Annotated in this window: 28 protein-coding genes and 1 pseudogene; 11 read left to right on the forward strand and 18 right to left on the reverse strand. The window is 64.1% G+C overall.

Features of this window, described 5'->3' with window-relative positions; genetic code table 11:
* The first annotated feature begins 1 nt into the window (after position 1).
* Positions 2–1,672, forward strand: coding sequence for an FAD-dependent oxidoreductase (locus B7G52_RS13070; protein WP_096698011.1), 1,671 nt, complete (start codon positions 2–4; stop codon positions 1,670–1,672).
* A 104-nt stretch (positions 1,673–1,776) separates the two neighbouring features.
* On the opposite strand, the gene B7G52_RS13075 is transcribed toward B7G52_RS13070, so the two are convergent.
* Positions 1,777–2,118, reverse strand: a complete 342-nt coding sequence (locus B7G52_RS13075; RefSeq protein WP_096698012.1) for a hypothetical protein — start codon at positions 2,116–2,118, stop codon at positions 1,777–1,779.
* 11 nt (positions 2,119–2,129) lie between these two features.
* Between B7G52_RS13075 and B7G52_RS13080 the strand changes: the two are divergent.
* A pseudogene (locus B7G52_RS13080) lies at positions 2,130–2,294 on the forward strand (LysR family transcriptional regulator); the annotation flags it as partial.
* Positions 2,295–2,420: 126 nt separating this feature from the next.
* On the opposite strand, the gene B7G52_RS13085 reads toward B7G52_RS13080, so the two are convergent.
* The 12 genes from B7G52_RS13085 to B7G52_RS13140 all read right to left on the reverse strand — a co-directional run bounded on the left by B7G52_RS13085 (position 2,421) and on the right by B7G52_RS13140 (position 15,076).
* A complete protein-coding gene (locus B7G52_RS13085; RefSeq protein WP_096698013.1) occupies positions 2,421–3,470 on the reverse strand; it encodes an SDR family oxidoreductase in 1,050 nt (349 codons plus the stop codon).
* 50 nt (positions 3,471–3,520) lie between these two features.
* Positions 3,521–4,885: an amidase gene (locus B7G52_RS13090; protein WP_096698014.1), complete on the reverse strand. Its 1,365-nt coding sequence runs from the start codon at positions 4,883–4,885 to the stop codon at positions 3,521–3,523.
* Positions 4,886–4,906: 21 nt separating this feature from the next.
* A complete protein-coding gene (locus B7G52_RS13095; RefSeq protein WP_096698015.1) occupies positions 4,907–6,205 on the reverse strand; it encodes a TRAP transporter large permease in 1,299 nt (432 codons plus the stop codon).
* A gap of 1 nt (position 6,206) precedes the next feature.
* A complete protein-coding gene (locus B7G52_RS13100; RefSeq protein ID WP_096698016.1) occupies positions 6,207–6,710 on the reverse strand; it encodes a TRAP transporter small permease in 504 nt (167 codons plus the stop codon).
* Positions 6,711–6,716: 6 nt separating this feature from the next.
* Positions 6,717–7,694 carry a TRAP transporter substrate-binding protein gene (locus tag B7G52_RS13105; RefSeq protein WP_096698017.1) on the reverse strand — a complete coding sequence of 326 codons (978 nt, stop codon included), beginning with the start codon at positions 7,692–7,694 and terminating at the stop codon, positions 6,717–6,719.
* Positions 7,695–7,713: 19 nt separating this feature from the next.
* Complete coding sequence (locus B7G52_RS13110; RefSeq protein WP_096698018.1) at positions 7,714–8,361, reverse strand: DUF4286 family protein; 648 nt, start codon at positions 8,359–8,361, stop codon at positions 7,714–7,716.
* A gap of 105 nt (positions 8,362–8,466) precedes the next feature.
* Positions 8,467–9,429 carry a LysR family transcriptional regulator gene (locus B7G52_RS13115; RefSeq protein WP_096698019.1) on the reverse strand — a complete coding sequence of 321 codons (963 nt, stop codon included), beginning with the start codon at positions 9,427–9,429 and terminating at the stop codon, positions 8,467–8,469.
* 228 nt (positions 9,430–9,657) lie between these two features.
* Complete coding sequence (locus B7G52_RS13120) at positions 9,658–10,719, reverse strand: maleylacetate reductase (protein WP_096698020.1); 1,062 nt, start codon at positions 10,717–10,719, stop codon at positions 9,658–9,660.
* Positions 10,716–11,603 carry an NAD(P)-dependent oxidoreductase gene (locus B7G52_RS13125; protein WP_096698021.1) on the reverse strand — a complete coding sequence of 296 codons (888 nt, stop codon included), beginning with the start codon at positions 11,601–11,603 and terminating at the stop codon, positions 10,716–10,718. Before B7G52_RS13125 ends, B7G52_RS13120 begins: the two co-directional genes overlap by 4 nt.
* Positions 11,603–12,583: a tripartite tricarboxylate transporter substrate binding protein gene (locus tag B7G52_RS13130; protein WP_240523446.1), complete on the reverse strand. Its 981-nt coding sequence runs from the start codon at positions 12,581–12,583 to the stop codon at positions 11,603–11,605. The genes B7G52_RS13125 and B7G52_RS13130 overlap by 1 nt, the downstream gene beginning before the upstream one ends.
* A gap of 65 nt (positions 12,584–12,648) precedes the next feature.
* Complete coding sequence (locus B7G52_RS13135; protein ID WP_096698022.1) at positions 12,649–13,995, reverse strand: amidohydrolase family protein; 1,347 nt, start codon at positions 13,993–13,995, stop codon at positions 12,649–12,651.
* A gap of 112 nt (positions 13,996–14,107) precedes the next feature.
* Positions 14,108–15,076, reverse strand: coding sequence for an NAD(P)-dependent oxidoreductase (locus tag B7G52_RS13140; RefSeq protein WP_256387728.1), 969 nt, complete (start codon positions 15,074–15,076; stop codon positions 14,108–14,110).
* Positions 15,077–15,174: 98 nt separating this feature from the next.
* Between B7G52_RS13140 and B7G52_RS13145 the strand changes: the two genes are divergently transcribed.
* Positions 15,175–15,819, forward strand: coding sequence for a trimeric intracellular cation channel family protein (locus B7G52_RS13145; protein ID WP_096698024.1), 645 nt, complete (start codon positions 15,175–15,177; stop codon positions 15,817–15,819).
* An 89-nt stretch (positions 15,820–15,908) separates the two neighbouring features.
* Here B7G52_RS13145 and pcaF read toward each other — a convergent pair whose 3' ends face one another.
* The 3 genes from pcaF to B7G52_RS13160 form a co-directional block, all read right to left on the reverse strand.
* Positions 15,909–17,114, reverse strand: a complete 1,206-nt coding sequence (gene pcaF, locus B7G52_RS13150) for a 3-oxoadipyl-CoA thiolase (RefSeq protein WP_096698025.1) — start codon at positions 17,112–17,114, stop codon at positions 15,909–15,911.
* A 120-nt stretch (positions 17,115–17,234) separates the two neighbouring features.
* A complete protein-coding gene (locus B7G52_RS13155) occupies positions 17,235–17,882 on the reverse strand; it encodes a 3-oxoacid CoA-transferase subunit B (RefSeq protein ID WP_096698026.1) in 648 nt (215 codons plus the stop codon).
* Between the two features lies 1 nt (position 17,883).
* Entirely contained in the window at positions 17,884–18,600 is a 717-nt protein-coding gene (locus tag B7G52_RS13160; RefSeq protein WP_096698027.1) for a 3-oxoacid CoA-transferase subunit A, read from the reverse strand.
* A 93-nt stretch (positions 18,601–18,693) separates the two neighbouring features.
* On the opposite strand from B7G52_RS13160, the gene B7G52_RS13165 reads away from it, so the two are divergent.
* Positions 18,694–19,512 (forward strand): IclR family transcriptional regulator, encoded by an 819-nt coding sequence (locus tag B7G52_RS13165; protein WP_096698028.1) that lies wholly within the window; start codon positions 18,694–18,696, stop codon positions 19,510–19,512.
* Positions 19,513–19,747: 235 nt separating this feature from the next.
* Here B7G52_RS13165 and B7G52_RS13170 read toward each other — a convergent pair whose 3' ends face one another.
* Entirely contained in the window at positions 19,748–19,969 is a 222-nt protein-coding gene (locus B7G52_RS13170; RefSeq protein WP_096698029.1) for a hypothetical protein, read from the reverse strand.
* Between the two features lie 178 nt (positions 19,970–20,147).
* Here B7G52_RS13170 and B7G52_RS13175 point away from each other — a divergent pair, with 178 nt between their 5' ends.
* Positions 20,148–20,582: a DUF1841 family protein gene (locus B7G52_RS13175; RefSeq protein ID WP_096698030.1), complete on the forward strand. Its 435-nt coding sequence runs from the start codon at positions 20,148–20,150 to the stop codon at positions 20,580–20,582.
* Between the two features lie 313 nt (positions 20,583–20,895).
* On the opposite strand, the gene B7G52_RS13180 is transcribed toward B7G52_RS13175, so the two are convergent.
* Entirely contained in the window at positions 20,896–21,561 is a 666-nt protein-coding gene (locus tag B7G52_RS13180; RefSeq protein ID WP_096698031.1) for a cytochrome c, read from the reverse strand.
* A gap of 135 nt (positions 21,562–21,696) precedes the next feature.
* Here B7G52_RS13180 and B7G52_RS13185 point away from each other — a divergent pair, with 135 nt between their 5' ends.
* From B7G52_RS13185 to B7G52_RS13210, 6 genes are all read left to right on the forward strand, one after another.
* Entirely contained in the window at positions 21,697–22,539 is an 843-nt protein-coding gene (locus B7G52_RS13185; RefSeq protein WP_096698032.1) for a MoxR family ATPase, read from the forward strand.
* A 7-nt stretch (positions 22,540–22,546) separates the two neighbouring features.
* Positions 22,547–22,786, forward strand: a complete 240-nt coding sequence (locus B7G52_RS13190) for a hypothetical protein (protein ID WP_096666585.1) — start codon at positions 22,547–22,549, stop codon at positions 22,784–22,786.
* The gene (locus B7G52_RS13195) at positions 22,783–23,379 is read left to right on the forward strand and encodes a GNAT family N-acetyltransferase (protein WP_096698033.1); all 597 of its coding nucleotides are present in this window, start codon (positions 22,783–22,785) and stop codon (positions 23,377–23,379) included. Before B7G52_RS13190 ends, B7G52_RS13195 begins: the two co-directional genes overlap by 4 nt.
* 95 nt (positions 23,380–23,474) lie before the next feature.
* On the forward strand, positions 23,475–23,690 hold the full coding sequence (locus B7G52_RS13200; protein ID WP_096698034.1) for an addiction module protein: 216 nt from the start codon (positions 23,475–23,477) through the stop codon (positions 23,688–23,690).
* Positions 23,687–23,980, forward strand: a complete 294-nt coding sequence (locus tag B7G52_RS13205) for a type II toxin-antitoxin system RelE/ParE family toxin (protein WP_170954767.1) — start codon at positions 23,687–23,689, stop codon at positions 23,978–23,980. The genes B7G52_RS13200 and B7G52_RS13205 overlap by 4 nt, the downstream gene beginning before the upstream one ends.
* Before the next feature lie 2 nt (positions 23,981–23,982).
* Positions 23,983–25,224 carry a VWA domain-containing protein gene (locus tag B7G52_RS13210; protein ID WP_096698036.1) on the forward strand — a complete coding sequence of 414 codons (1,242 nt, stop codon included), beginning with the start codon at positions 23,983–23,985 and terminating at the stop codon, positions 25,222–25,224.
* The last annotated feature ends 32 nt before the right edge of the window (positions 25,225–25,256 follow it).

Raw genomic sequence — 25,256 nt, forward strand, 5'->3', positions numbered from 1 at the left:
CATGGGCGGCGTTCTGCATACCGACGTCCTGATCGCCGGCGGCGGCCCCTGCGGCCTGATGCTGGCCAACGAACTCGGGCGGCGCGGCGTGTCCTGCCTGCTGGTGGACCCCAAACCGGGCACCGCCTTCAACCCGCAGGCCAACGCCACGCAGGCGCGCACCATGGAGCATTTTCGCCGCCTGGGTTTTGCCGGCGAGATCCGCGCCCAGGGCCTGCCTGAGGACCACCCGACCGACATTGCCTACTTCACGCGTTACACCGGCCATGAGCTGGCGCGCCTGCAGCTGCCCACGGCCGCGCAGGCGGTGAAAAACATCAAGGCCATGAGCGGCTCCTGGAGCGCGGCCGAGCTGCCGCACCGCGTGTCGCAGAAGTTTGTTGAAGCCACCTTGCGCCGCCACGCCGAAGCCCTGCCCGGCATTGATGTGCGTTACGGCTGGGGCCTTGAAAGTTTCGAGGACCGCGGCAGCCACGTGCAGGCGCAGGTGCGCGCCACCGCCGGCGGGCAAGCCCTGGACGTGCAAGCCGCGTACCTGGTCGGCGCCGACGGCCCGCGCAGCCTGGTGCGCAGCACGCTGGGCATCACCTGGGACGGCGCCAGCGGCGTCAAACGCGAGTTCATGGGTGGCAAGATGTTTGCGGTGTACCTGCGCGCGCCGGATTTTTACACTGTGTTCCCTCACACCCGCGCCTGGATGTATGTGTCGGTCAATTCGCAGCGCCGCGCCTTCATGGCCTCGGTGGACGGCCAGTCGGAGTTTGCCTTTCACGCCGCCGTGCACGAGGGCGAAGATGCCGAGGCCTGGACCGCCGCCGACGCGCAGCGGATTGTCGATGAAGCCATGGGCGTGCATGTGGCCATCGAGGTGTTGTCGGTCGGCACCTGGACCGCGGGGCATTCGCTGGTGGCGCAGAGCTTTCAGCGCGGGCGGGTGTTCATAGGCGGCGACGCGGCCCACCTGTTCACGCCGACCGGCGGCCTCGGCTACAACACCGCGGTGGAAGACGCCGTCAACCTGGGCTGGAAACTGGCCGCCGTGGTGCGCGGCCAGGCGCCGCCACAGTTGCTGGACAGTTACGGCCCGGAGCGCCAAGCGCTGGCCGAACGCAACACCGCCTATGCCCGGCGGTTTGCCGATTCGGTCGGCAGCTTCCGTGCCACCGGCCTGCTGGAGCAGGAAAATGCCGAGGGGCAGGCCGAGCGCGAACGCGCCTCCAGCTACCTGAACAAGCACGTGCGCCTGGAGTTCAACATTCCCGGCGTCACCTTTGGCGGGCGTTACGACGGCTCGCCTCTGATCGTGAAGGACGGCAGCACACCGCCGCCGGACGAAGCCGGCCACTACCAGCCCAGCGCCAGCCCCGGTGGCCGCGCGCCGCACGCCTGGCTGGCGAACGGCGCCTCGCTGTACGACAGTTTCAACTTCGAATGGACGCTGCTGGCCCTGGGGCCGGATGCGCCCGACACCCGCGGTTTTGTGGGCGCAGCGGCAGCGCTGGGCCTGGACCTGAAAGTGGTGCTGCAGCCGTCAGAGGCGCTGCTGGCGCTGTACGAAGCGCCGCTGGCCCTGATCCGTCCGGACCAGATCGTGGCCTGGCGCGGCAGTGATGGCCGGCAGGCCCTGCAGGTGCTGAAACAAGCGACCGGGCATGCCGCCGGCACCTTCTGACAAGCGCCAACAGCCCAACAGCTCCTGATTTGATAGCTGTTTGCGCCCGTCCGATGCGGGCTGGCGCTCGATTTGACTGAAAATCCAAGCAGGACCCCGCCTGTTCACCGGCCTATCACCGCAAGGTAAGCCTGCCGTGTCTCCGGGTCCACGGACGCCAGCAGTTGCTGGTACGGCGTCTGGTGCCGGGCCAGCATGCGGGCAGAGGCGACCGCCTTGGAGTGGCGGTACCAGTGGCAGGTGTGCTGCATCAACAACAGTTCGGCCGACAGGGTGTAGGCCTTGTCACGCGGCGCGCGGCCCTGTGCATTTTTTGCCGCGCGCTCCATCCCCTCTGCATGAACGACCAGGGCGCGCCGCATGTCGAAAGTGTTGTCGGGGAAAAATCGGTCGGTCTCAGGCAGAAATGCTGGCAGCTTGCTGACGCGGGCATCGGCCACATCCACGGCTGAAAAGTCCGCGGCGAGACGAGTGGAACCTGCCGCGCCTGACCATCAACCTGGCCTACCCCAGCCGCAAACACCTGTCGGCCAAGGTGCGCACCTTCATCGACTTCGTCGCCGAACACTTCGCCAAGCAGGACTACGAGCGCAAGTGGACCGGGCGATTTGGGGTGTATTGAGGGTTGAGGGCATGAGCTGAAATTGGCCGGCGGCGCAACCCCCCGGTATCCGCGCCACCCTCAACCGCCAAAAGTTTTTGGCAAGTTCTGGTTCCGCCGAACCGCCGATGCCTGCTGTCGGCAACCTTACGGAATAAAGCGCTGGCGGCGGAAGCTGTCGAAAATCCGGATGAACATGTCTTCCGAATCGACGAACTCCTGAAACCCGTGCTTTCGCGCCTTGGTGTTGTCAAGCATGATGTCCCAGGTCGGGGCAAAGGCATAGTTGGCGAACGCCCAGCTGGCCGCCTCGGAAAAAGGTGTCGGCAAGAGATTGTGTTCACGCACGATCTCGTTCCACAGGTCTTCCTTGTCGGCCATCATGGTTTCAAGATCGATCTGCTGCACGCCACCAGCCTCCATTCCAAAATAATCTGCAATCCGCGGCCACAGGTACTGCCAACGGAAGTGGTCGCCATTGACCATGTTGAACGCCTCGTTGGCCGCGCCAGGCGTGGTGGCGGCCCACAACATGCCTTTGTTGAGCAGTTCTACATCGCTGGCGCAATGCACGGCCCGGTATGCAGCTTCCGGCCCGGGAAAACGCAGCGGCAACCCCAGCTTCTTGCAGAGCGTGGCATAAACCGCAATCGGTTTTGGCAGGTTGATGTCGGTGCGGGCATAACCACAGACGATGTGCGGGCGCATCAGGGAGAAGGTCCAGCGCTTGCCGTGCGCAAGCTCTTTCAAGAAGTCTTCCTGCGTGTAATAAAAGTTGGGCGGGAAGTGGCGTGCATCACTTTCCTTCGCCGGCGTTTTGAAAGGCCCCAGGTGGCGACCGTAGTACTTCGAGCCTTGCAGCAGGCACACATGCTTGAGCCGGCCCGCCGCTGCTTCAATGGCAGTCATGGCATTGCGAAACAGGTCGGTGTCCCTGGCCACTTTGTCCACCCAGCGGGTCCCCGTCGCGTGGCCGGTCCAGAAAATATGGCTTGTGTCCGTCAGCTGGCTGAGTTGGGCCTCGCAATCCGCCGGGTCGCTCATGTCACACGCCACATGGCGCGCCCGGGTCTCAAACTGAGGTGGTCGGCGCGACACAATGGTCACATCCCACCCGCCTTGCTGATCCAGCAATTGCGCCATGTTGGCGCCGACCATGCCAGTGCCGCCGAGGATGACGGCAATTTTCTCTGTCATGAAATTCTCCTTGCGATTTAGCGGTGGACGACGCCCGGCGCTTAGCGGCTTCAGGTGCCCCGTGCGAGCGCGACCTCGACGGCGGCACCGAGGCTGAGCAGCCGCTCGTCCTGGCCATGCACGCCGGCAAGCATCAGGCCGACCGGTGCCTCGCCGGGCTTGTGACAGGGCAGGCTCAATGCACACCCGTCGAGGAAATTGATGAGCGTCGGGTTGCGCAGCATGAGCAGGTTGGTGGCCCCATAAAGCTCCTCGCTGTCCTGCAACAGCGCGATCGGCGGGGCCACAACGGGCACGGTCGGCATGAGCAGGGTGTCACTGTTCGCGTCCAGAAGGCGCTGATGCACGCCGGCAATCCAGCGGCGCCGATCCCCCAGCAGCGTCAGGTAGTCGGCTGCTGTCATCGCGGCGCCGCGCCGTATGCGCACCGAGACCCGCGGGTCGTACTCGGCTTCACCCGTCTGGAGCAGACGCGCATGCCAGGCCCAGGCCTCGGCCGCAATAAAGCCGCCAAGGCGGTTGATATGTCCCAGCTCGGCGAACTCGGGCATGTCGATCTCCACCAAGTGTGCCCCCGCCGCGGACAGGGTACGACAGGCGGCGTCGAACGCGGCGGCCACCGTGGCATCCATGCCCTCGAAAACCAGCGTTCGCGGCACCGCGATGCACCGGTCGGCAAGTGAGGCCGGACGAAGCGCGGCGCCAGCACGCGCAGAAAGAACCGCGTCGAGTTGCGCACAACACGCCACGCTGCGCGCAAGCGGTCCGATCGAGTCCAGCGTGAAGGACAGCGGCAGAACCCCCTCGGTCGGCACGCGTTGCGCGGTCGGCTTGAAGCCGGTCAGGCCACACAAGGCCGACGGAATGCGCACTGAACCGCCGGTGTCCGTGCCAATCGCTGCGGCGGCCATGCCATCGGTCACCGACACCGCGGCACCCGACGAGGACCCGCCGGGGATGCGTCCGGTCGCCCGGTCCCAGGGGTTGCGGGGTGTGCCGTAATGCGGGTTCAGCCCCAGGCCCGAGTATGCAAACTCCGTCATGTTGGTGCGGCCAATGACCACGGCTCCGGCCGCGCGCAGGCGCTGCACCACGACGCTATCAGTTGTTGCTGGTGCTGCCCCGTTCAGCACACGCGATCCGGCACGCGTGATCTGCCCGGCCTCGTCGAACAGGTCCTTGACCGATATCGGTATGCCGGCCAGAGGCGGCAGCGGAACTTTCGCCGCACGCAGGGCATCGATCGCATTGGCCGTGGCTCGGGCCGTGGCGGCATGCACCGCAACAAACGTGCTTGACGCTTCGCTGGAGGTGATGGCGGCGTCCAGCGCCTGTTCGGTGAGATCGCGGCTGCTGATGCGGCCGCTGTCAAGCTCAGCGCGCCAGTAGCCCAGCGTTTTCGGAAGAAGGGACATGGATCGTTCTCGGCAACAGGCTCAACGAGCCGTCATGGCCTGGGGCAGGCTCAGCACGATCTCGGGAAACATCGTGATGAGAACGGTGGCGACCACCATCAGCAGGAAGAACGGGAAGCTGGCCTTGGCCACGGTGAAGATGTCCTTGCCGGTGAGGTTTTGCACCACGAACAGGTTGAAGCCCACCGGTGGCGTGATCTGCGCCATTTCGACCACCAGCACGATGTAGATACCGAACCAGAGCATGTCGATGCCGGCGGCCTGCACCGCCGGAAGAATCACCGAGGTGGTCAGCAACACGATGGAAATGCCGTCCAGGAAGCAGCCCAGGATGATGAAGAAGACCGTGAGCGCAACCAGCAGCGCCCAGGCCGGCAGTTGCATCGCCGCGATCCAGTCGGCCAGCGCCGCCGGCAAACCGGTAAAGCTCATCGCGGACGTCAGGAAGGCGGCGCCGAGCAGGATGAAAAAGATCATCGTCGAGGTGCGCACCGCGCCGAGCAGGCTGTCCAGGAAGGTCGCCCGGTTTAGCATGCCGGAGAAACCGGCGATCAGCAGCGCGCCCACCACGCCGATGGCTGCGGCTTCAGTGGCGGTGGCCAAGCCCGCGTAGATGGAGCCGATCACACCGATGATCAGCAGGACCACCGGGATCAACCGGCGCGTGGCGTAGACCTTCTGGGCGAAGCGCATCGCCAGGCCGGCGGCCGGGATCTTGTCCTTGTTCAACAGCGACCAGAAGATGATGTAGCCCGAAAACAGCGCCATCAGCAGCAGGCCGGGCAGGACGCCGGCGATGAAAAGTCGGGCCACCGACACCTGCGCCGCCACGCCATAAACGATCATGATGATGGACGGCGGAATCAGGAGCCCCAGCGTACCGGCGCCAGCGAGCGAACCGATCGAGATCGATTCGGGATAACCGCGCGACTTGAGCTCGGGCAGCGAGATCCGGCCGATGGTCGCAGCCGTGGCCGCCGACGAACCGCTCACCGCGGCGAAGATGCCGCAGCCCAGCACATTGACGTGGAGCAGGCGGCCGGGCAGGCGCTCCACCCATGGCGCCAATCCCGCGAACATGTCGTCCGACAGCTTGGTGCGAAACAGGATCTCCCCCATCCAGATGAACAGCGGCAGCGCCGTCATCGTCCAGCTGGCGCTCGAGGCCCAACTGGTGGTCGCCAGGATGGCGCCGCCCGGCGCGTCAGTGAACAGCTCCATGCCGATGATGCCGACGGCCAGCAGCGCGGGCGCCACCCACACCCCCATTGCCAGCAGCAGGAACAAGGCCCCGATCAATACGATTGCAATCGTGGTCATGTCATTCGCTCCGTTCTTCGCCGTCGCCGATTTCAAACTGTTGATGCCGCAGCACGCACAGCAGCCGCTCGCCGAAGGCCACGGCCAGCAGCGTCGAGCCCAGTGCCATTGGCAGCTGCGGCAGCCACAGCGGCACCGGCACCAGGCCTTGCGACAACTCGTTGAATCGATAGCTTTCCAGCACGAAGGCCGAGCAATACCAGGCCAGGTACAGGGCCAGGCAGAGCCCGATCATGCTGGCCAGCACTTCCATCGCGTGATGCAGTGATGGCGGCACAAACCGCGCCACGGCGGACACCCGGATGTGGGAGCCGCAGTGCAGGGCATAGGGCAGGCCGAAGAAGCCCGCGGCGGCCATGGCCCAGGCCGCGAACTCATCGGCGTCACGCACCGTCGAGCCCAGGTTGCGGGCCACCACCTGGGCCAGGATCATGGTGCAGATCAGAATCAGCGAAGCCGCCGACAACAGTCCCGAAGCCAGGTACAAACGGTGCAGTGCCTTCATCGCGGCTTAGCGCTTGGCCTGATCGATCACGGCCTTGCCGTCAGCGCCAGCTTTTTTGACCCAGTCCGCGGCCATCACGGCACCAATCTTGGTGAGCTCGACTTCAATCGCTGGCGGTGTGGTGCCCACGATCATGCCGTTCTTCGCGAGTGTCTGGGTCAATTCGCTGGTTTGCTTGCGCGCCATGTCCCAGCCCCTTTTTTCGGCGCGTTCAGCAGCCTCAAGCACGGCTTTCTGCGAAGCGGGCGGCAACCGTTCAAACGCGCGTGCGTTGACCATGGTCACGTTTTTGGGAATGAAGGCCTGGACGTCGTAGTAGTACTTGGAGAAATCCCAGGCCTGCGAATCCACCCCGGTAGCGGGAGAAGTGATCATCGCCTCGATCAAACCGGTCCCGAAGGCCTGCGGAACGTCGCCCGAATTAACGGTCGTGGGCGAAGCGCCCATCAGCTCGACCAGACGTGAGGTCGCGGCGTTGTAGGCACGAAACTTCATGCCCTTGAACTGGGCCATCTGCGTGACAGGCACCTTGGTGTAGATGCCCTGAGGCGGCCATGGCACGCTGTAGAGCAGCTTGATGCCCTGCTTCTGCAGCCGCGACTCCATGCCGGCGCGGCTGGCCTTCCAGAGTTTCCAGGCGCTGTCGAAGTCGCGCGCCAGCAGGGGCACGGCATCGACTTCGAAGATGGGATCTTCATTGCCGAGCACCGAGATGAGCACGTCGCCGACCTGCACCTGGCCGGTTTGCACGGCACGCTTGAGGTCGGGCCGCTTGAAGAGCGACGAATTGGAATGGGTCTTGATTTCGAGTTCGCCGCCGGTGGCCTTGGCCACGTCAGCAGCGAACTCGCGCGCGACGGCCGAGATGTAGTTGCCGTCGGGTTGCTCGACGGACATGTTCCAGCGGTCTGCTGCGTGGGCCGATGACAGGCTCATGCAGGCGGCGGCCAGGGCGGATAAGAGGTAGCGGCGGTTCAGGGTCATGGGACTCTCCAGAAAAAAATCAGGAAGCCAATCGCCAAAGCGACTGGAACGAATAGACCTCACCCGGGGGCAGTCCCAGGGATTCGGACAAGGCCAGCGCATGGTGGTGGGCAGCCGTGGCGCGGGTCGCCTCCACCATCACGAGCGCATCCGACGGTGCAGCCACCGCATCCGCGGTGACCGGGGTGGACAGGCCGGCATCGGTTTCGAGCAGCGTCGTGCGAATAACGTGGTCCTGCCCGGTCAGGGCGGTCAACATCTGCTGCAGTCGCGCTTTGACGCCTGGCTGCCGCAGCGTGGCTTCTGGCACCACAAAAAGCGCCAGCGCACCGCCCTCTCCAGCGCCCGCTTCCAGGGTCAACTGGCCCACGCGGCGTTGCGTGCCTCGCATCCGCGTGAAGTTTTCAAGCGACCAGGCGGTCTGGTTGGCAAAGGCGCGACGATAGGGCTCCGACTGAAAAATATCCAGGCTGTCGGTGTAATAGAGCGCCAGATAGGGGCGTGGACAGTCGCCGATGGCACCAAAACGGCGCGCACTCTGGAAGCCGGGGATGGCCACACGCTCCTGCATATGTTCGCGGTCATACCAGCGGTTGAAGTCCAGATCGTGCTCTGGCTCGATGTTGGTCCAGATGCAGAGGAGGCCCCGTGTCTTGTCAGTGTTCATATGGGATCAGAAGATCATGTTGACTATTCGACATAGTTTCATCCAACATGATGTGCAAATCCAACAAGTAATATTGACGAGCATCCATCAATTTAATTTATGAGCCTAGGGGCGCGTGGAAATGGTCCAGGGATCGGCGGCCACATCGGCCGCGGGCATGCGTGCAACATCTCCAGGTAAACCCCGGGCGAAATCCTGCGCAGTTTGTTGCGCTACCGCCGCGATCTGCTGAAACAGCGGCGTCTCCGGCCCCGATCGGTAGGAACAGACGAGCGACATGTTCGGCATCTCGGTGTCGATTTGCAGGAGGCGCACATCACCGTTGGCCAGTTCACGCTGGATGATTGCAGGCGGAATCATGGCCAGGCCAAAACCATCGACCACCAGTCGAACCATGGCCGAAACCGAGGTCATGCAATTGATGCGGACCGGTTTGCCGACCTGGTCGTCGAACAGCCGCTCGAGAAATCTGTGCGGACCCGAATTGCGTGAGAAGCTCAGGATGGGGAACGTTGCAATGTCGGACAGCGTCAGCACGTCACCATGAAGGTTAAGGCCAGTCGCACCGAACCAGCGCATCGGGAAGTCGCACAGCGGCATGTTTTGTACATCAACCCCGAGCACGGGATCGGTCTGCAGAATCAGGTCAAGATTGCCCTTGGTGAACTGCTCGATCAACCGGATCGTCGTGTCGCCAGCCAATTCCACTTCCAGCTGAGGATAGACGCGGTGAATGCGTGCCATCAATTCGGGAAACCAGGAATGAATGATGGACTCGATCACGCCGATCCGAACAACGCCGGTATACAGCGCCCGGTCTTTCATGCTCTCAAGCATGTCGTGCGTGGTCCGCACGAGGCGATCAGCGTAGACCAGCGCCTTGCTGCCTTCCAGCGTCAACGTGACTTCGCGGTCGCCCCGATCGAACAAGCGAACGCCCAGCTCCTGCTCCAGCGTCGCGATGCGGCTGGAGACCGCGGCCTGTGTGGTGTGAAGTTTTTCTGCGGTTAATCGGAAATTGCGAAGCTTTGCAAGCCATACAAATGTTTCCAGAAATCGAAGATTCATTCCGTCAGTTTAAGGCAAGGCGGAACAACCCACGTGGGCTGGCGGGTCCGCGGGCGGCAGGTGATGCAGCGCAAGCCTTGCGCACAGCACTGGCCCTGCAAACATGTGTTCATGGGCCTGCCGGCGCGGTGCGCCGTTGTCTCCGGTCGCCAGCCCGGCAGGTCAGAGCAGGTCTAAAACAATCGGCGGACGCAATGGACGCATTGAAGACATGCACACCCCCGCTCTTCACGCCCGGGGCCGGACGCCCTCAAACGCATCCTGCAGCAACTGGCGGATCGCAGCGCGCTCCAGCGGCCGCGGGTTCGGGTACTGGTTCTGCATGGCGATGTCACAGGCCCGGTCGAGGTCGGACGCCTTCATGCCGATGTCACGCAGCGCCACCGGCGCGCCGTTGTTCTGCGCCAGGTCGAACACCGCCTGTGCTGCACTGCGGCCCTGGAGCGCCTGCGCGATGGCCTGCATGGCCTGCGGCGCCGCGGCCGCGTTGTAGGCCAGCGCGTGCGGCAGCACGATGGTGTGGGTGTCGGCATGCGGCAGGTTGAAACTGCCGCCCAAGGTGTGGCACAGCTTGTGGTGCAGCGCCATGCCGACATTGCCCAGCACGGTGCCGCACAGCCAGGCGCCGTACAACGCGTCGCTGCGGGCGGTGATATCCATCGCTTCTTTTTTGATAGCTGGCAGCGCCCGCCCCATGGCGGTGATGCCTTCCTTGGCCATCAGATCCATGATGGGGTTGCTGTCCACCGCATACAGGCCCTCGGCCGCGTGGGCCAACGCGTTGATGCCGCTGGTCACGCTCATGCGGACCGGCAGGCTCAGGGTCAGCTCGGGGTCATAGATGACGGTGCGCGGCAACACGCGGGCATCCTTGCCGGTCTTTTTCAGTCCGGCTTCGGTGATGCCGTAAATGGAAGTCATCTCGGAGCCGGCATAGGTGGTGGGGATCGCCAGAATCGGCAGGCCGGAATCGAGGGCAATCGCCTTGCCCAGCCCGGTGGTGGAGCCGCCGCCAATCGCGACGGCGCAGTCGGCGCCGAGCCGGCGGGCCAGCTCGCGGGCTTCGCGTGCGGTCTCCATCGGCACATGCATGACGGCCCGGTCAAACACGCCGGCGGCACGCGGCCCCAGCAGGGCGGCAATCATCTCGGCCGAGGCGCGCTGCTCAGGCGTGGACAGCACCAGCGCCTTGCGTGCGCCGAGTGCCTCGATTTCGCGGCCCAGGTGCTGCAGGCTGCCGGCGCCGAAGACCACACGGGCCGCCTGCGCGTTGTAGACAAAGTTTTTCAAACGTCCTCCTGTCCGTCCGCCGGCAAACCGGCGCTGCGCTCGACCGTCTTGATGATGGCCGCGTAGTCGTCCTGGCCGTCGCCCTGGGCCAGCGCCGCCTGCATGAGTTGGTAGGTGAGCGCCGTCTGCGGCAAGGGCACATGGCTGTCGGCGCCGGCGCCCAGAATCAGCGTCAGGTCCTTGATCATCTGCTCGACCGTGAAGGTCGGCGTGAAATCGCGCTGCGAGAGTTGCGCCGATTTCGCCTTGACGATGGGCGAGGCCACCGCGCTGGCGCCCAGCACCTGCCACATGTCGCCCCAGGCCAGCCCGCCCTTGCGGCCCAGGGTCAGGGCTTCGGCCAGCATGGCACTGGTCTGCGCAATCATCAGGTTGACCACCAGCTTCATCAGGCGCGCCTGCTCGGCCTCGCCGAGGTAAAACTGGTTCGGCCCCAGGGTCTTGAGCAAGGGCAACACGCTGTCATAAGCGGCGCGCGGCCCGGACGCCATCACCGTGAGCTGGGCCGCCTCGGCCATCTTGTTGTTGCCCGAGAGCGTGGTGCGCAGGTAGGGCACCCCGGCCGCCGCCAGCACCTGCGCGACTTCGGCCGACGCCTGCTGCGACACCGTGCTGGTGTCCACGTAGATCGCGCCGCGCCGCGCGGCAGCCGCCACCTGGGCGCCCACCTGGCGCAGGGCGGCGTCGTTGGGCAGCGAGGAAACAATGATGTCGGCGCGCGCCATCGCGGCGCCGGCATCGGCCACCTGCAGGCCGTGGCTGCGCGCCAGCTGCAGGCGCGCCTCGCTGGGGTCGCTGACCGTCACCGCCTGGCCAGCCGCGTGGAAGTGCCCGGCCATCGGCAGGCCCATCTTTCCGACACCGGCGACATGCACCAGCGTCATCACTGGCCCTTGAGACCGGCCGCCTTGGCGATGCGCGCGGCGGCGTCCACCTCGGTCTTGATGAAGGCGTTGAAGGCCTCGACCGACAGTGGGAAGGGTTCGGCACCCAGCTTGTTCATGCGCTCCTTGACCTCGGGATGGGCCATGGCTTTGAGGGCTTCCTCATGCAGGCGTTTGACGACAGGCGCGGGCGTGGCGCTGGCCACAATCATGCCGACCCAGAAGGTGTAGTCGGAACCCGCCACACCGGCCTCGACCGTGGTCGGCACCTGCGGCAGCGCGGGCGAACGCGCCGGTGTGCTGACGGCCAGCGCCTGCAGCTTGCCGTCCTTGACCAACGGCAGGGCCGAGGCCAGCGGCGCGAAAAACCAGTCGTTGCTGCCGCCGATGACGTTGGTCATGGCCTCCGGCGTGCCCTTGTAAGGCACATGCAGGGCCTCGATGCCGGCCTGCAGGCGAAATTTTTCCGCGTTGAGGTGGGTCGCGCTGCCGACGCCGGCCGAAGCGTAGTTGAGCTGGCCGGGTTTGGCCCGGGCGGCAGCCACGAGATCGGCCACCGACTTCCAGCCCTTGGCCGGGTTGACCACCAGCACGTTGGGCAGGGCCGCCAGCGGCGTGATGCCGGTGAGGTCCTTCACGGTGTCGTAGCCGATGGTGCTGTAGATCGCCGGGTTCAGCGCATGGCCCGACGAATGCACCAGCACGGTGTAACCGTCGGCCTCGCCCTTGGCCACCTGGCCCGCGGCAATGGTGCCGCCGGCGCCGGGTTTGTTCTCGATCACGATGGGCTGGCCCATGCTTTTGCTCATGGTGTCGGCGATGCTGCGGGCAATCAGGTCGGTGCCACTGCCGGCCGTGAAGGGCACGAGGAATTTGATGGGTTTGCTGGGGTAGCCCTGTCCTGAGCCTGTCGAAGTGGCCTGGGCCAGCGCGCTGCCCACTGCCAGCAGGCTCATGGCGAAAAAGATGAAACGTTTCATGGTGCTTGTCTCCTTGGTTTGATGGTCAAAACGGGTCTCCGCCCTTTTATTACTTATGCAGTCAGCTATTTATTTGATAGCGACAGCGCCTTCGCGATTTTTTGTCCCGAGGCCTGCAACGCCGCCAGCTGCGGCTCCAGGTCCACGCCCAGCAGCTGGCCGTGGCGTTTTTTCCAGCGTCCGGCCACCATCACGCTGTCGATGTTGGCCAGCGAGGTCTGCATCACCACCGAGTTGACCGGGTCGTGCACCGGCTGCATGTTGAGGTCAGTCGCGCGGATCAGCACCAGGTCGGCCTGCTTGCCGGCGGCCAGCGAACCGATGCGGTGTGATTGTTTGAGCATGCGCGCGCCTTCAACCGTCACCCAGGACAGCGCTTCGCGCGTGGTGATGGTCGAGGTCGAGGGAATGGTGCCGTAGGTCTCACGGTAAGCCACGTTGTCGAGCGAGCGCTGGATGCCCAGCGCGATGCGCGCCTGCGTCAACATGTCGCCGCTCATCACGCTTTCCAGGTCCACGCCCAGTGAAGGGGCGCGACCCAGCGCCCGCAGCCGGCCAGTCAGCGGATGGCCGTGGCCCTGGCTCATTTCGCTTTCTGCCGCGGCCGAAAAACTCATGCCCAGCTCGCAGAAACGCCGCAGCTGCACATCGTCCAGCGCATGGCCGTGCACGATGTTGATGTGGTCGCCGAGCAGGCCGGCGGCCTCGAGTTTTGCCCATCCGTCCGGCGTGCGCGCCGGCCCGCCGCCCTGGTGCAGCGAGGCGATCAGGCCGAGGTCTTTGACCATGGAAAAATCATGCAGCGCCACCTCCAGCGTCGAATAGTGCGGCCCCAGCACGGCGGCCTGCACGCTCAGCAGCGGCTGGCCCTGGTGCGCCTTGAGCAGGCGCTCGATTTCGGCGCGCGGGTGCGGCACCTCCCAGAACGGTGCCTGCCCGGGCAGCGGGTCGGGCTTGGGCGTGCCATGGAAAAAAGCCGCGCGTATGCCGGACGCCAGCAGGCCGCTGATGGCCGCGTCGTTGTGCGCCGGCGTCGGGTTGTTGTGGCACCAGTCGGCCAGCGTGGTGGTGCCGCAGTTGAGCTGGTTCAGTGAGCCGACCAGCGTGGCGATGTACAGATCGTCGGGCGTGAACACGGTGGCCAGCCCCGCATGCATCTTCTGGAAATACTCCAGCAGCGTCCAGTTGGCGGCCAGCCCGCGCAAGGCGGTTTGCCAGGTGTGCATGTGCGCATTGATCAGGCCCGGGATGATGATGTGGCCGGTGGCGTCGACCAGTTGCGCATCATCGGCATGGATGGCCGGCGCGATCTCGGTCAGGGTGTCGCCCGTCACGAGGATGTCGCCGGTGGGCAGGTCGCCCTGCGCATCCATGGTGACGATGGTGGCGCCGCGGATCAAGATGCGTTTCACAACAACCCTCCGTTCGGGCTGAGCCTGTCGAAGCCTGGCGAACCCTTCGATCCTTCGGCGAGCTCAGGACAGGCCAAGCTCAGGGCGAACGGTATGGAAGGTGCGCCCATGCTCAGCTCTCCAGGCCGTCGCTCATCTTGACGTTCTCCGGCTTCAGCTCCAGGCCGGCGTCTTTCGCGGTTTCCACCAGCAGCACGGCAAAGTCGATGTCCTCGTGGCCGCGGCCGACCAAACGTGCCACCGACTCGCGCGTGGCCGCCGCAGCCGGCATGGCCACGCCATGCGCCCGCGCGGCCCCGAGGCCGAGGTCCATGTCCTTGAGCAGCAGCTTGGGCGTGAAGGTCACCTGGTCAAACGTCAGGTTGGTCAGCATCGGCGTCTTGTACCGGGTGTACATGGAGCCGAGCACCGAGTCGTTGATGCTCTCGAGAAAGATGTGGCGCGGAATGCCGGCCTTTTCGGCCAGCACCGTGATTTCGCACAGGTTCTGGATGATCACGCCGAACATGGTGTTGTGGGCGATCTTCCAGATGCGGGCCAGCTCCCCCTCGCCCACCCACATCACCTTGCGGGCCATGGCCTGCAGGTAGGGCTCGACCTCGGTGTACAGCGCCTTGGGACCCGAGGCCACCTGCAGCAGCTTGCCGGCCTTGGCCACCTTGGCGTTGCCGGACACCGGCGAACACAGGTAGCCGACCCCCATGGCTTCGAGCCGCGTGCGGATCTCGGCCGAACCCTCCTGTGAGATCGAGGAACTGTCCACCACCACCTTGGGTTTGGCCGTGCCCGCCACCAGGCCGCCTTCGCCGAACAGCACCTGCTTCAAGTCGTCCGTGGTGGAGACCATGGTGAAGACGATGTCGCAGGAAGCCAGGTCCTGCTTGCTGCCGACGATGGTGGCACCGTAGTCCGCCAGTGGCGCGGCCTTCGAAGCCGTGCGGTTCCAGACACTGACCTCGTGGCCGGCCTTGATCAGGCGTTTGGCCATGGCCTCGCCCATGCGTCCCAAACCTATCCATCCGATGCGCTTGCCCATGCTTGTTCCTTGTTTCTTGTGACCCGGGCCAGTGTGCAGCAGCACCTGCCGGGGTTCAAGAAACCCAGCGGAAATCAGTTTTTCATGGGCGAGAAAACGGCTGCCACCCGCCCGGCCGGCGGCCGCCGCGGCACAATCGCCCCATGGAAAACATCAACACCTGGGGCAGCTGGCTGCGCCACGCGCTGGAACTGTCGGCCACCGTGGCCTTTGCTCTCTCCGGGGTCATGGTGGCGGCGCGCAGCCGGCTCGATGCCGTGGGCGTCTTTGTGGTGGCGTTTGTGGCCGCTTTTGGCGGCGGCACGCTGCGCGACCTGCTGCTGGACCAGCGGCCCTTCTTCTGGGTCCGGCATGTGGAGTATGTCTGGGGCATTCTGGCGCTGGGCACGGCGGCGATGCTGTTCATGCGCCAGCGCCATTTCGAGCCGACCGAGCGCGTCATGCAGATCCCCGATGCGCTGGGCCTGGGCCTGTTCGCCGCGGTGGGGGTGGACGTGGCCAGCCGGGCCGGCATGCCGGCGCTGGTCTGCGTGTTGATGGGCATCGTCACCGGCGTGTTCGGTGGCGTGCTGCGCGACATCGTCTGCAACGAAATCCCCAGCGCGTTTCGCGACCACCGGCCTTATGCGGTCTGCGCTTTTGTCGGCGGCTGGGTGTACCTGGGACTGAGCGCGCTCGGCGCGCCCGAATGGGTCGCGCTGGTCAGCACGGTGACCATCACCGCCGGCCTGCGCCTGCTGGCGCTGTGGCGCGACTGGCGCCTGCCCTTGTGGCAGGTCGGGCACTAGAGCGCAGCTCGCCTGTCCACACAAGAAACGATACCCCCGGGCAACGCCGTGGACCCGGCCTTGCCGCCCTGAAGGTTCAGTTCAACGCGTCAAACGCGTTCGATCACCAGCGCAATGCCCTGCCCGACACCGATACACATGGTGCACAGCGCGTAACGGCCGCCGGTGCGGTGCAGCTGGTTGACCGCCGTGGTCACCAGGCGCGCACCCGAGGCCCCCAGCGGATGGCCCAGCGCAATTGCGCCGCCGTTCGGGTTGACACGCACGTCGTCGTCCTGCAGGCCCAGCAGGCGCAACACCGCCAGGCCCTGGGCGGCAAAGGCCTCGTTGAGTTCGATCACGTCCATCTGCGCCAGGCTCAGGCCGGTCAGTGCCAGCACTTTTTCGGTGGCCGGGGCCGGGCCTATGCCCATGATGCGCGGCGGCACGCCGGCCGTCGCCATGCCGACGATGCGCGCACGCGGCGTCAGGCCGTTCTGCTTCGCGGCCTCTTCGTTGGCGATCAGCAGCGCGCAGGCGCCGTCGTTGACACCCGAGGCATTGCCCGCCGTGACGCTGCCGTCAGGCCGCACCGCGCCCTTGAGTTTGGCCAGCGCTTCCAGCGAGGTTTCGCGCGGGTGTTCGTCCTTGCTGACTACAACCGGGTCGCCTTTTTTCTGGGCGATGGTGACCGGCGTGATCTCGGCGTCGAAGAAACCCGACTTCTGCGCGGCCACCGCCTTGAGCTGGGAGGCCAGCGCCATCTTGTCCTGGTCCTCGCGGCTGATCTTGTACTCGGCCGCCACGTTTTCAGCGGTTTCCGGCATGGCGTCCGTGCCGTATTTTTCCTTCATCAGCTTGTTGACGAAGCGCCAGCCAATCGTGGTGTCGTACATCTGCGCGGCGCGGCTGAAGGCGCTTTCAGCCTTGGCCATCACAAACGGCGCGCGGCTCATGCTCTCCACACCACCGGCAATCATCATGCGGGCCTCACCGGCCTTGATGGCACGGGCCGCCGTGCCGACCGCGTCCATGCCCGAACCGCAGAGACGGTTGATGGTGGCGCCCGGCAGCTCCAGCGGCAGGCCGGCCAGCAGCGTGGCCATGTGCGCCACGTTGCGGTTGTCTTCACCGGCCTGGTTGACGCAGCCGTAAATCACGTCGGTCACGGCCAGCCAGTCCACATTCGGGTTGCGCGCCATCAGCGCCTTGAGCGGCACGGCGGCCAGGTCGTCGGTGCGCACGCTGCTGAGCGCGCCGCCGTAACGGCCGAAAGGGGTGCGGATGGCGTCGCAGATAAAAGCTTGAGGGGTCATGAGGGTTCTCTCTTCCGTTCGCACTGAGCCTGTCGAAGTGCTGGCGCGTAGGTTCTGGGAAAGGCTTCGACAGGCTCAGCCCGAACGGTCAACGGGTGAATAAAAATATCAGGCGAAGTATCAGGCACTTAAGGCGATGGGCAGGCCGACCAGCTTCTCCAACTCGTCGTGCGCCAGCCCCTCGACTTTGTCCACCAGCCGGAGGCCTTGCGGCGTGCATTCCAGGGTGGCCAGGTCGGAGTAGATGCGTTTGACGCAGCCAATGCCGGTCAGCGGGTAGCTGCAGGTCTTGACCACCTTGCTCTCGCCCTTCTTGGTCAGCAGGTCCATCATGACCCAGGTCTGCCGGGCCCCGATGGCCAGGTCCATGGCGCCGCCCACGGCCGGAATGGCGCCGGGCTCGCCGGTGCTCCAGTTGGCCAGGTCGCCGGTGGCGGACACCTGGAAGGCACCAAGCACGCAGATGTCCAGGTGGCCGCCGCGCATCATCGCAAAGCTGTCGGCATGGTGAAAATACGAGCCGCCCTTGAGCAGGGTCACCGGCTGCTTGCCAGCATTGATCAGGTCGAAGTCCTCGTCACCCTCGCCAGGCGCCGGCCCCATGCCGAGGATGCCGTTCTCGCTCTGCAGGATGACCTCGATCCCCTCGGGCAGGTGGTTGGCGACCTGGGTCGGCATGCCGATGCCCAGGTTCACGTAGGCCCCTTCATGGATGTCGCGCGCCACGCGGGCGGCGAGCTGGTCTTTGCTGCGTTTCTGGTAGGTCATGTCAGGCCGCCTGTTTGAAGCCGCCGCCCTGCGTGGCGACACGGTCAATTTTCACGATCCGGTGCACAAAGATGCCGGGGGTCACGATGTGTTCCGGGTCCAGCGCGCCGAGCGCCACGATCTCGTGGACAGTCGCCACCGTGTGTTTGGCCGCCGTCGCCATGACCGGGCCAAAGTTGCGCGCCGCCTTGCGGTACACCAGGTTGCCCCAGCGGTCGCCGCGCTCGGCCTTGATCAGCGCCACGTCGCCGTAGATCGGCATTTCCAGCACGTAGTGCCGGCCATTGATTTCACGGGTTTCCTTGGGCGAACCATCGGCATGTTTTGCCAGTTCGGTGCCGTAGCCGGTCGGGGAAAAAAACGCGCCTATGCCGGCACCCGCCGCGCGCAGGCGCTCGGCCAGGTTGCCCTGTGGCACCAGTTCCAGCTCGAGTTTGCCGGCGCGGTAGAGCTCGTCAAAAATGTAGCTGTCGGCCTGCCGTGGAAAGCTGCAGATGATCTTGCGCACGCGGCCGGTCTTGAGCAGCGCGGCAAGACCGGTGTCGGCATTGCCGGCGTTGTTGTTGACCACGGTCAGGTCCTTTGCACCCTGCGCAATCAGCCCGTCAATCAGTTCGTTCGGGATGCCGGCGGTGCCGAAACCGCCGATCAGCACGGTGGCCCCGTCCTGCACACCGGCCAGCGCCTCGGCCACCGACCGGGCTGTCTTGTTGATCATGAAGCGGTCTCCACCGGAAAAATCACGTGTCTTGAATTTGTTCTTATGTAGAACAAATGTTCGTATAATGAATTTTAGGAGATTTCCGCACCCATGGCAATTGCTGCATCCCCTTCCGGTCCTGATGGCCGGCCCGGTCCCGCGCCGGGCGACAGTTATGTCCAGTCCTTTGCACGCGGGCTGGAGGTCATCCGCTCCTTCAGTGCGCAGTCGCCGCGGCAGACGCTGAGCGAGGTGGCGGCACGCAGCGGATTGACACGCGCCGGTGCACGGCGCATTTTGCTGACTCTGCAGACGCTGGGGTATGTCGTCAGCGACGGCAAGTTTTTCTCCCTGACCCCGCGCATCCTGGACCTGGGCTTCGCCTACCTGTCGTCCATGCCGATCTGGAACCTGGCCGAACCGGTGATGGAAGGTCTGGCCAAGGAGGTCGGGGAGTCGTGCTCTGCCGCGGTGCTGGAAGGCACGGACATTGTGTATGTGATGCGTGTCGCCACCCACAAGATCATGAGCATCACGCTGGGGGTCGGCTCGCGCCTGCCGGCCTACTGCACATCCATGGGCCGCGTGTTGATGGCCGGCCTGCCGGAAGACGAAGCCATGGCCTGCCTGAAAGCCTCCGGGCTGGCGCCGCTCACCCGGCACACGGTGACGGACCTGGACGCCCTGCGCCAGAAAATTGCGCAGACGCGCAAGCAGGGCTGGTGCCTGGTGAACCAGGAACTGGAAGAAGGACTGGTGTCCATGGCCGCGCCGATTCTGGACCGGCAGGGCAAGACGGTGGCAGCCCTGAACATCAGCGGCCAGGCCAACCGGACCAGCGCCAGGGCCATGCAGGACAGCATGCTGCCGGCCCTGCTGGCTGCCGCGCAAACGATTTCACGCCTGCTGGCTGTGCAGAGCAAGGGATGAGCAGGGCAGGCACGCGCCGGATGTTCCAAGGGAAATTCGCACCCTTGGGGGCAGAAAGTTACACGCGGTGAACGAACGTGAGGAGCGTCAAACCAGCCGGGGCCGCGGGTCCGGCCTTGGCCTGTCCTGAGCCGCCTGTCCTGAGCTCCGTCGAAGAGGTCGAAGGGCCGGCCCGCAGGCGCAGCGGCCCCCTCGGGGGGCAGGAAGCTACACGCTAGTAGAGCGACCGTGGGGGCTATGACTTGCGCGAGCCCATCACCAGCACCACGGCGCCCAGGACAATTGCGCCAATGCTGAGCCACTGGGGCACATTGACCGACTCTTTTTCCTTGACGACCAGCTCGAGCGGGCCGATGTTGGCTTTGGTGGTGTCCTTGGTGAAGCTGAAACCGCCGGTGAAAAAGCCGGCCAGGCCGAGCACGATCAGGACAATGCCTGTGATTCTGACTGCATTCATGAAATTCTCCTCGCCGGATGATGGGTATGCCGGCGCGCGCTTGCCGGGATCACGCTGCCGTGAGCGTAATCTAAGCGATAAGCCCCTCCAGGGCGCGTAGGACATTGCCGACGGACCTTTTCGCGTCCCGAAAACACCACAGCGGCGACCACCACAGGCCCCATGCTACGCTTGAGCCATGTTCACGCCTTCGCAAGCCGACGTCCGTCGTTTTTTTTGTTCCGTTTATGCCAAGGCCCGCTCAGGGCAAACGCTGGAAGCTATTGAAATCATAGCAAGCCAGTGGATCGACGAGCACCCCGAGTACCACGCCGACTTTGCCGATGCCAATGCGGCGCTGGAGAAGATGTACGACGTGGAAGGCGGCAAGACCAACCCCTTCCTCCACCTGTCCATGCACCTGTCGATCAGCGAGCAGTGTTCGATTGATCAGCCGCGCGGTATCCGGCAGGCCGTCGAGCTGCTGACCGCCCGGCGCAATTCGCTGCACGACGCCCACCATGAAGCCATGGACTGCCTGGGCCAGATGGTCTGGGAAAGCCAGCGCGCCGGCCGCCCGCCCGACGGCGCCGCCTACATCGCCTGCGTGCAGCGCCAGGCCACAAGAGATTAGTCCCCACGGTTACTCGCTGATTTCCGTTCGTCCTGAGCCTGTCGAAGGATGCCCCCCGAGGGGGCCGCTGCGCCTGCGGGCCGGCCCTTCGGCAAGCTCAGGACAGGCCAAGGCCGGACCCGCGGCCCCTGCTTGAAAAAAGAAAGAGGCCCACGACCACCGTCCGGGTCATTGGCCCACAAAAAAAGCCGCTGAAATCAGCGGCTTTTTTGTGAATGCGAAGCGGCCAATTTTCCGACGGGCCGCCCCTAGGAAAATTAACCCCCTCGGGGGGCAGCGCATTACACGCAGTGAAAAGCGTGGGGGCTCAAGCTCAACGGAACTTGCTCTGCGGAACCACCTTCAGGTCACCTTCGACCGATGCCATGTAGTTGGCCAGCTGCTTGAGTTCCGCGTTGGTGTACTGCTTGGCCATGCCGGCCATGATGGCGTTGCCGCGACCCACGGTTCTGTTGTTTTCGACCTTGTAGGCCTTGAGCGCCACAAACAGGTAGTCGGCATGCTGGCCGCCGAGCTTGGGGTAAGACGGGTCGATCGGCTTGCTGAAGTCGGCGCCGTGGCAGGACGCGCAATTGGCCTTGCCCAGCAAGGCAGCGACCGCCGGGCTGGGCGTTTTGGCGGTGCGCGCTGCGGCGGCCGCGCCTTCGGTCACGCCATGCTGGGCGTAATACGCGGACAGATCGGCAATGTCCTGGTCGCTCAAGGTTTCGGCGATGCCGCGCATGGTGGGGTGTTTGCGATCGCCTTTTTTATAGGCGTGCAGGGCCGCGTCAATGTACTTGACGCTCTGGCCTGAAATCATGGGGACTTTGTAGACCTCGGGGAAGCTGGCCTGGTAACCCTTGATGCCATGGCAGCCGATACACATGGCATTTTTGGTTTCGCCGGCCTTGACATCACCCTTGATGTCCTGGGAATGGGCGGAAACCGTCACAAATGAGACAGCCAGGGCGAATAAGGTGGTGAACAGCTTGGTCATTTTGCGCGCACAATCAGGTGAGAATTTGTTATAAAAAACAACCGCTGATTATATCTGTGCCTGCCCCGGCCCGGTCCTGCCCCGGCTTAATCACCGCAGATTCACCCCTCTTCCCGTTTACACCTCCTGTCCACCATGAAATTCCAAGGCTCCAAAAACTACGTCGCCACCCAGGACCTGATGCTCGCCGTCAACGCATCCGCCACTCTGAAAAAGCCCCTGCTGGTCAAGGGCGAGCCCGGCACCGGCAAGACCATGCTGGCCGAGGAGGTGGCCGAAGCCCTGAAACTGCCGCTGTTGCAATGGCACATCAAGTCCACCACCAAGGCGCAGCAGGGCCTGTATGAATACGACGCAGTGTCGCGCCTGCGCGACTCGCAGCTCGGCGACGAAAAGGTCAAGGACATCCACAACTACATCATCAAGGGTGTACTCTGGCAGGCCTTCACGGCCGACGAGCCGGTGGCGCTGCTGATCGACGAGATCGACAAGGCCGACATCGAGTTCCCGAACGACCTGCTGCGCGAGATCGACCGCATGGAGTTCTATTGCTACGAGACGCGCGAGCTGGTCAAGGCCAAGCACCGGCCGCTGGTCTTCATCACCTCGAACAATGAAAAAGAACTGCCCGACGCCTTCTTGCGCCGCTGCTTTTTCCACTACATCAAGTTCCCCGATGCCGACACGATGAAACTGATCGTCGACGTGCACTTCCCCGGCCTCAAGAAAGAACTTCTGGCCGCGGCCATGAAAACCTTTTACGACGTGCGCAACCTGCCCGGCCTGAAGAAAAAGCCGTCCACCAGCGAACTGCTGGACTGGCTCAAGCTGCTGGTGGCCGAAGACATTCCGCTGGAAGCGCTGCAAAGCAAGGAAGACAAGGTCGCCGTGCCGCCGCTGGTGGGCGCGCTGCTCAAGAACGAGCAGGACGTCACGCTGTTTGAAAAACTGGTGTTCATGCAACGCCACAACCGCTAGACAAGCCATGGCAAGCGACAACCGCAACCTCCTGGTCGAAGGCCTGTCCGACGCTGTCGGGTTTGTCGGCGGCGCGCTGCTCGGCTTCTGGCTGGGCCGCCTTTTCGGCCTGGACATTTTTGCCGCCGGTTACGGCAACAGCGCCATAGGCGGCATCGTGCTGGTCGGCCTGGGCGGTGGTCTGGGGCTGCAGATCGCGCGGCGCTGGCGCCGTGCGCAGGCGAAAAAACAGGGCAAAGACACATGAGTTTTGTGCAAGCCGTCATTCTTTCCGGGCGCGGCGTCGAGCTGGTGCCGCTGGCACTCGGCCACGAAGCCGGCCTGCGCGCCGCGGCCGCCGACGGTGAACTCTGGAAACTGCGCGTGACCTCGGTGCCCGAACCGGACCAGACCCGCGCCTACATCGACGACGCGCTCAAGGCTCGCGACGCCGGCCACCGCTTTGCCTTTGCGGTGCGCGATGCCGCCAGCGGCACGGTGCTGGGCAGCAGCAGTTACCACGACATTTTACCGGCCGTGAAACGCGTGGAGATTGGCTACACCTGGTACGCCGCGCGCTGCCAGCGCACCCATGTCAACACCACCTGCAAGCTGCTGATGCTCACGCACGCGTTCGAGACCCTGGGCTGCCAGGTGGTGGGCTGGCGCACCGACAATTTCAACTTCGCCTCGCAGCGCGCCATCGAGCGCCTGGGCGCCAAAAAAGACGGCGTGATCCGCGGCCACGCGCTGCGGCGCGACGGTACCATCCGCGACACGGTGATGTACAGCCTGCGCTCGGGTGAGTGGCCGGAGGTCAAGGCGCAGCTGCTGTACCTGCTCGACAAGCCGAGAACCTGATACAACGCCCCGCGAAGCGGAGAACCGTCCGCCCCGCTTCGGATTGAATGGTTTCATAATCATCGGTAGCCATTGAAAGTCCAAAGGAGTTATCCATGAACACCCTTTTGAAAGAAATTGAGGTCTTAGGTGTCCACGAAAAACTGCAACTCGTGGAAGACTTGTGGGACAGCATTGATGAAGAACTCCTGCCCCCTATGAGTGACGCCCTGAAGGCGGAACTGGACCGCCGCGCGACCTGGGCAGATGCGCACCCTGGTTCGGGGACTTCGCTGCAAGACATTGCCTTGTCCCTGGGTGTCCGTTTGTGAAATTTGCCGTCGTATTCGAAGCCAGCGCCAGAGATGACTTGCTTGCTGCCTTCCATTGGTACGAGGCCAGACAGTCGGGGCTCGGTGAAGAGTTCTTGCGCAGCATTGCGGCGTTAGAAGAAGCACTGGCTCGAAACCCCGAGCGCTACCCCGTGGCCAATGCACCTTATCGCAGTGCCAAACTACGCAAATTCCCTTACGGCTTGCACTACCGAATTGTCGGGGAGAAAATTTCCATTCTTTCCTGTTTGCATTTTCGTCAGAGCCCTGAGCGCTGGCCAGGAAATTAACCATGTTGATCGACTTCTTCTACACCCTGCGTTCGGCCAAGCTGCCGGTCTCGGTCAAGGAATACCTGATGCTGCTCGAGGCGCTGCAGGCCGGCGTGGTCGGGCCCAACAGCGGCAAGGGGGAGGACGGCGAGGTCGGTGAAGGCGAGGACAATCGCACAGGCGAAGGCGCCTGGAAGATCGACGACTTCTACTACCTGAGCCGCACCGTGCTGGTGAAGGACGAAAAACACTACGACAAGTTTGACCGCGCCTTTGCGGCCTACTTCAAGGGTGTGGAGATGATTGCCGACTTCACCAAGGACATTCCGCTCGAGTGGCTGCGCAAGAACCTGGAGCTCGAGCTCAGCCCGGAAGACAAGGCCAAGATCGAGAAAATGGGCTGGGACGAGCTCATGGAGACGCTGAAAAAGCGCTTTGAAGAGCAGAAGGAACGCCACGAAGGCGGCAGCAAGTGGATAGGCACCGGCGGCACCTCGCCGTTTGGCGCGAACGGCTTCAACCCGCAGGGCATACGCATCGGCCAGGAAAAAAGCCGCAACAAAAGCGCGGTGAAAGTCTGGGACCAGCGCGCCTACAAGGACTACGACGACACGCAGGAGCTGGGCACGCGCAACATCAAGGTCGCACTGCGCCGCCTGCGCAAGTTCGCGCGTGAAGGCCATGTGGAAGAGCTGGACCTCGACGACACCATACGCTCCACCGCGGCCAACGCCGGCTGGCTGGACATCAAGATGGTGCCCGAGCGCCACAACAACGTGAAGGTGCTGCTGCTGATGGACGTGGGCGGCACCATGGACGAACACATCAGCCGCGTCGAAGAACTGTTCTCGGCCACCAAGACCGAGTTCAAGCACATCGAGTTCTATTACTTCCACAACTGCGTCTATGACTTCATGTGGAAGAACAACCGGCGCCGCTTCAGCGAGAAGTTTGCGACCTGGGACATCATCCGCAAGTACAACAAGGACTACAAGCTGATCTTCGTCGGCGACGCGACCATGAGCCCCTACGAAATCCTGCAGCCGGGCGGCAGCGTCGAATACAACAACGAGGAAACCGGCGCCGAGTGGATGCAGCGGTTGACCAACGCCTTCCCGAAATTTGTCTGGATCAACCCCGAGCCGCAAGGCGTCTGGCAATACCGCCAGAGCATCAGCGTGATCCAGCAGCTGGTGAACCAGCGCATGTACCCACTGACCATCAAGGGGCTGGAAGAGGCGATGCGCCTGCTGTCCAAGTGAGTCGGCCTGAAGCGGCATAGCCGTTCAGCACC

Origin of the sequence: Polaromonas sp. AER18D-145 (genome assembly GCF_002379095.1) — a bacterium.
Classification (GTDB): domain Bacteria; phylum Pseudomonadota; class Gammaproteobacteria; order Burkholderiales; family Burkholderiaceae_C; genus Polaromonas.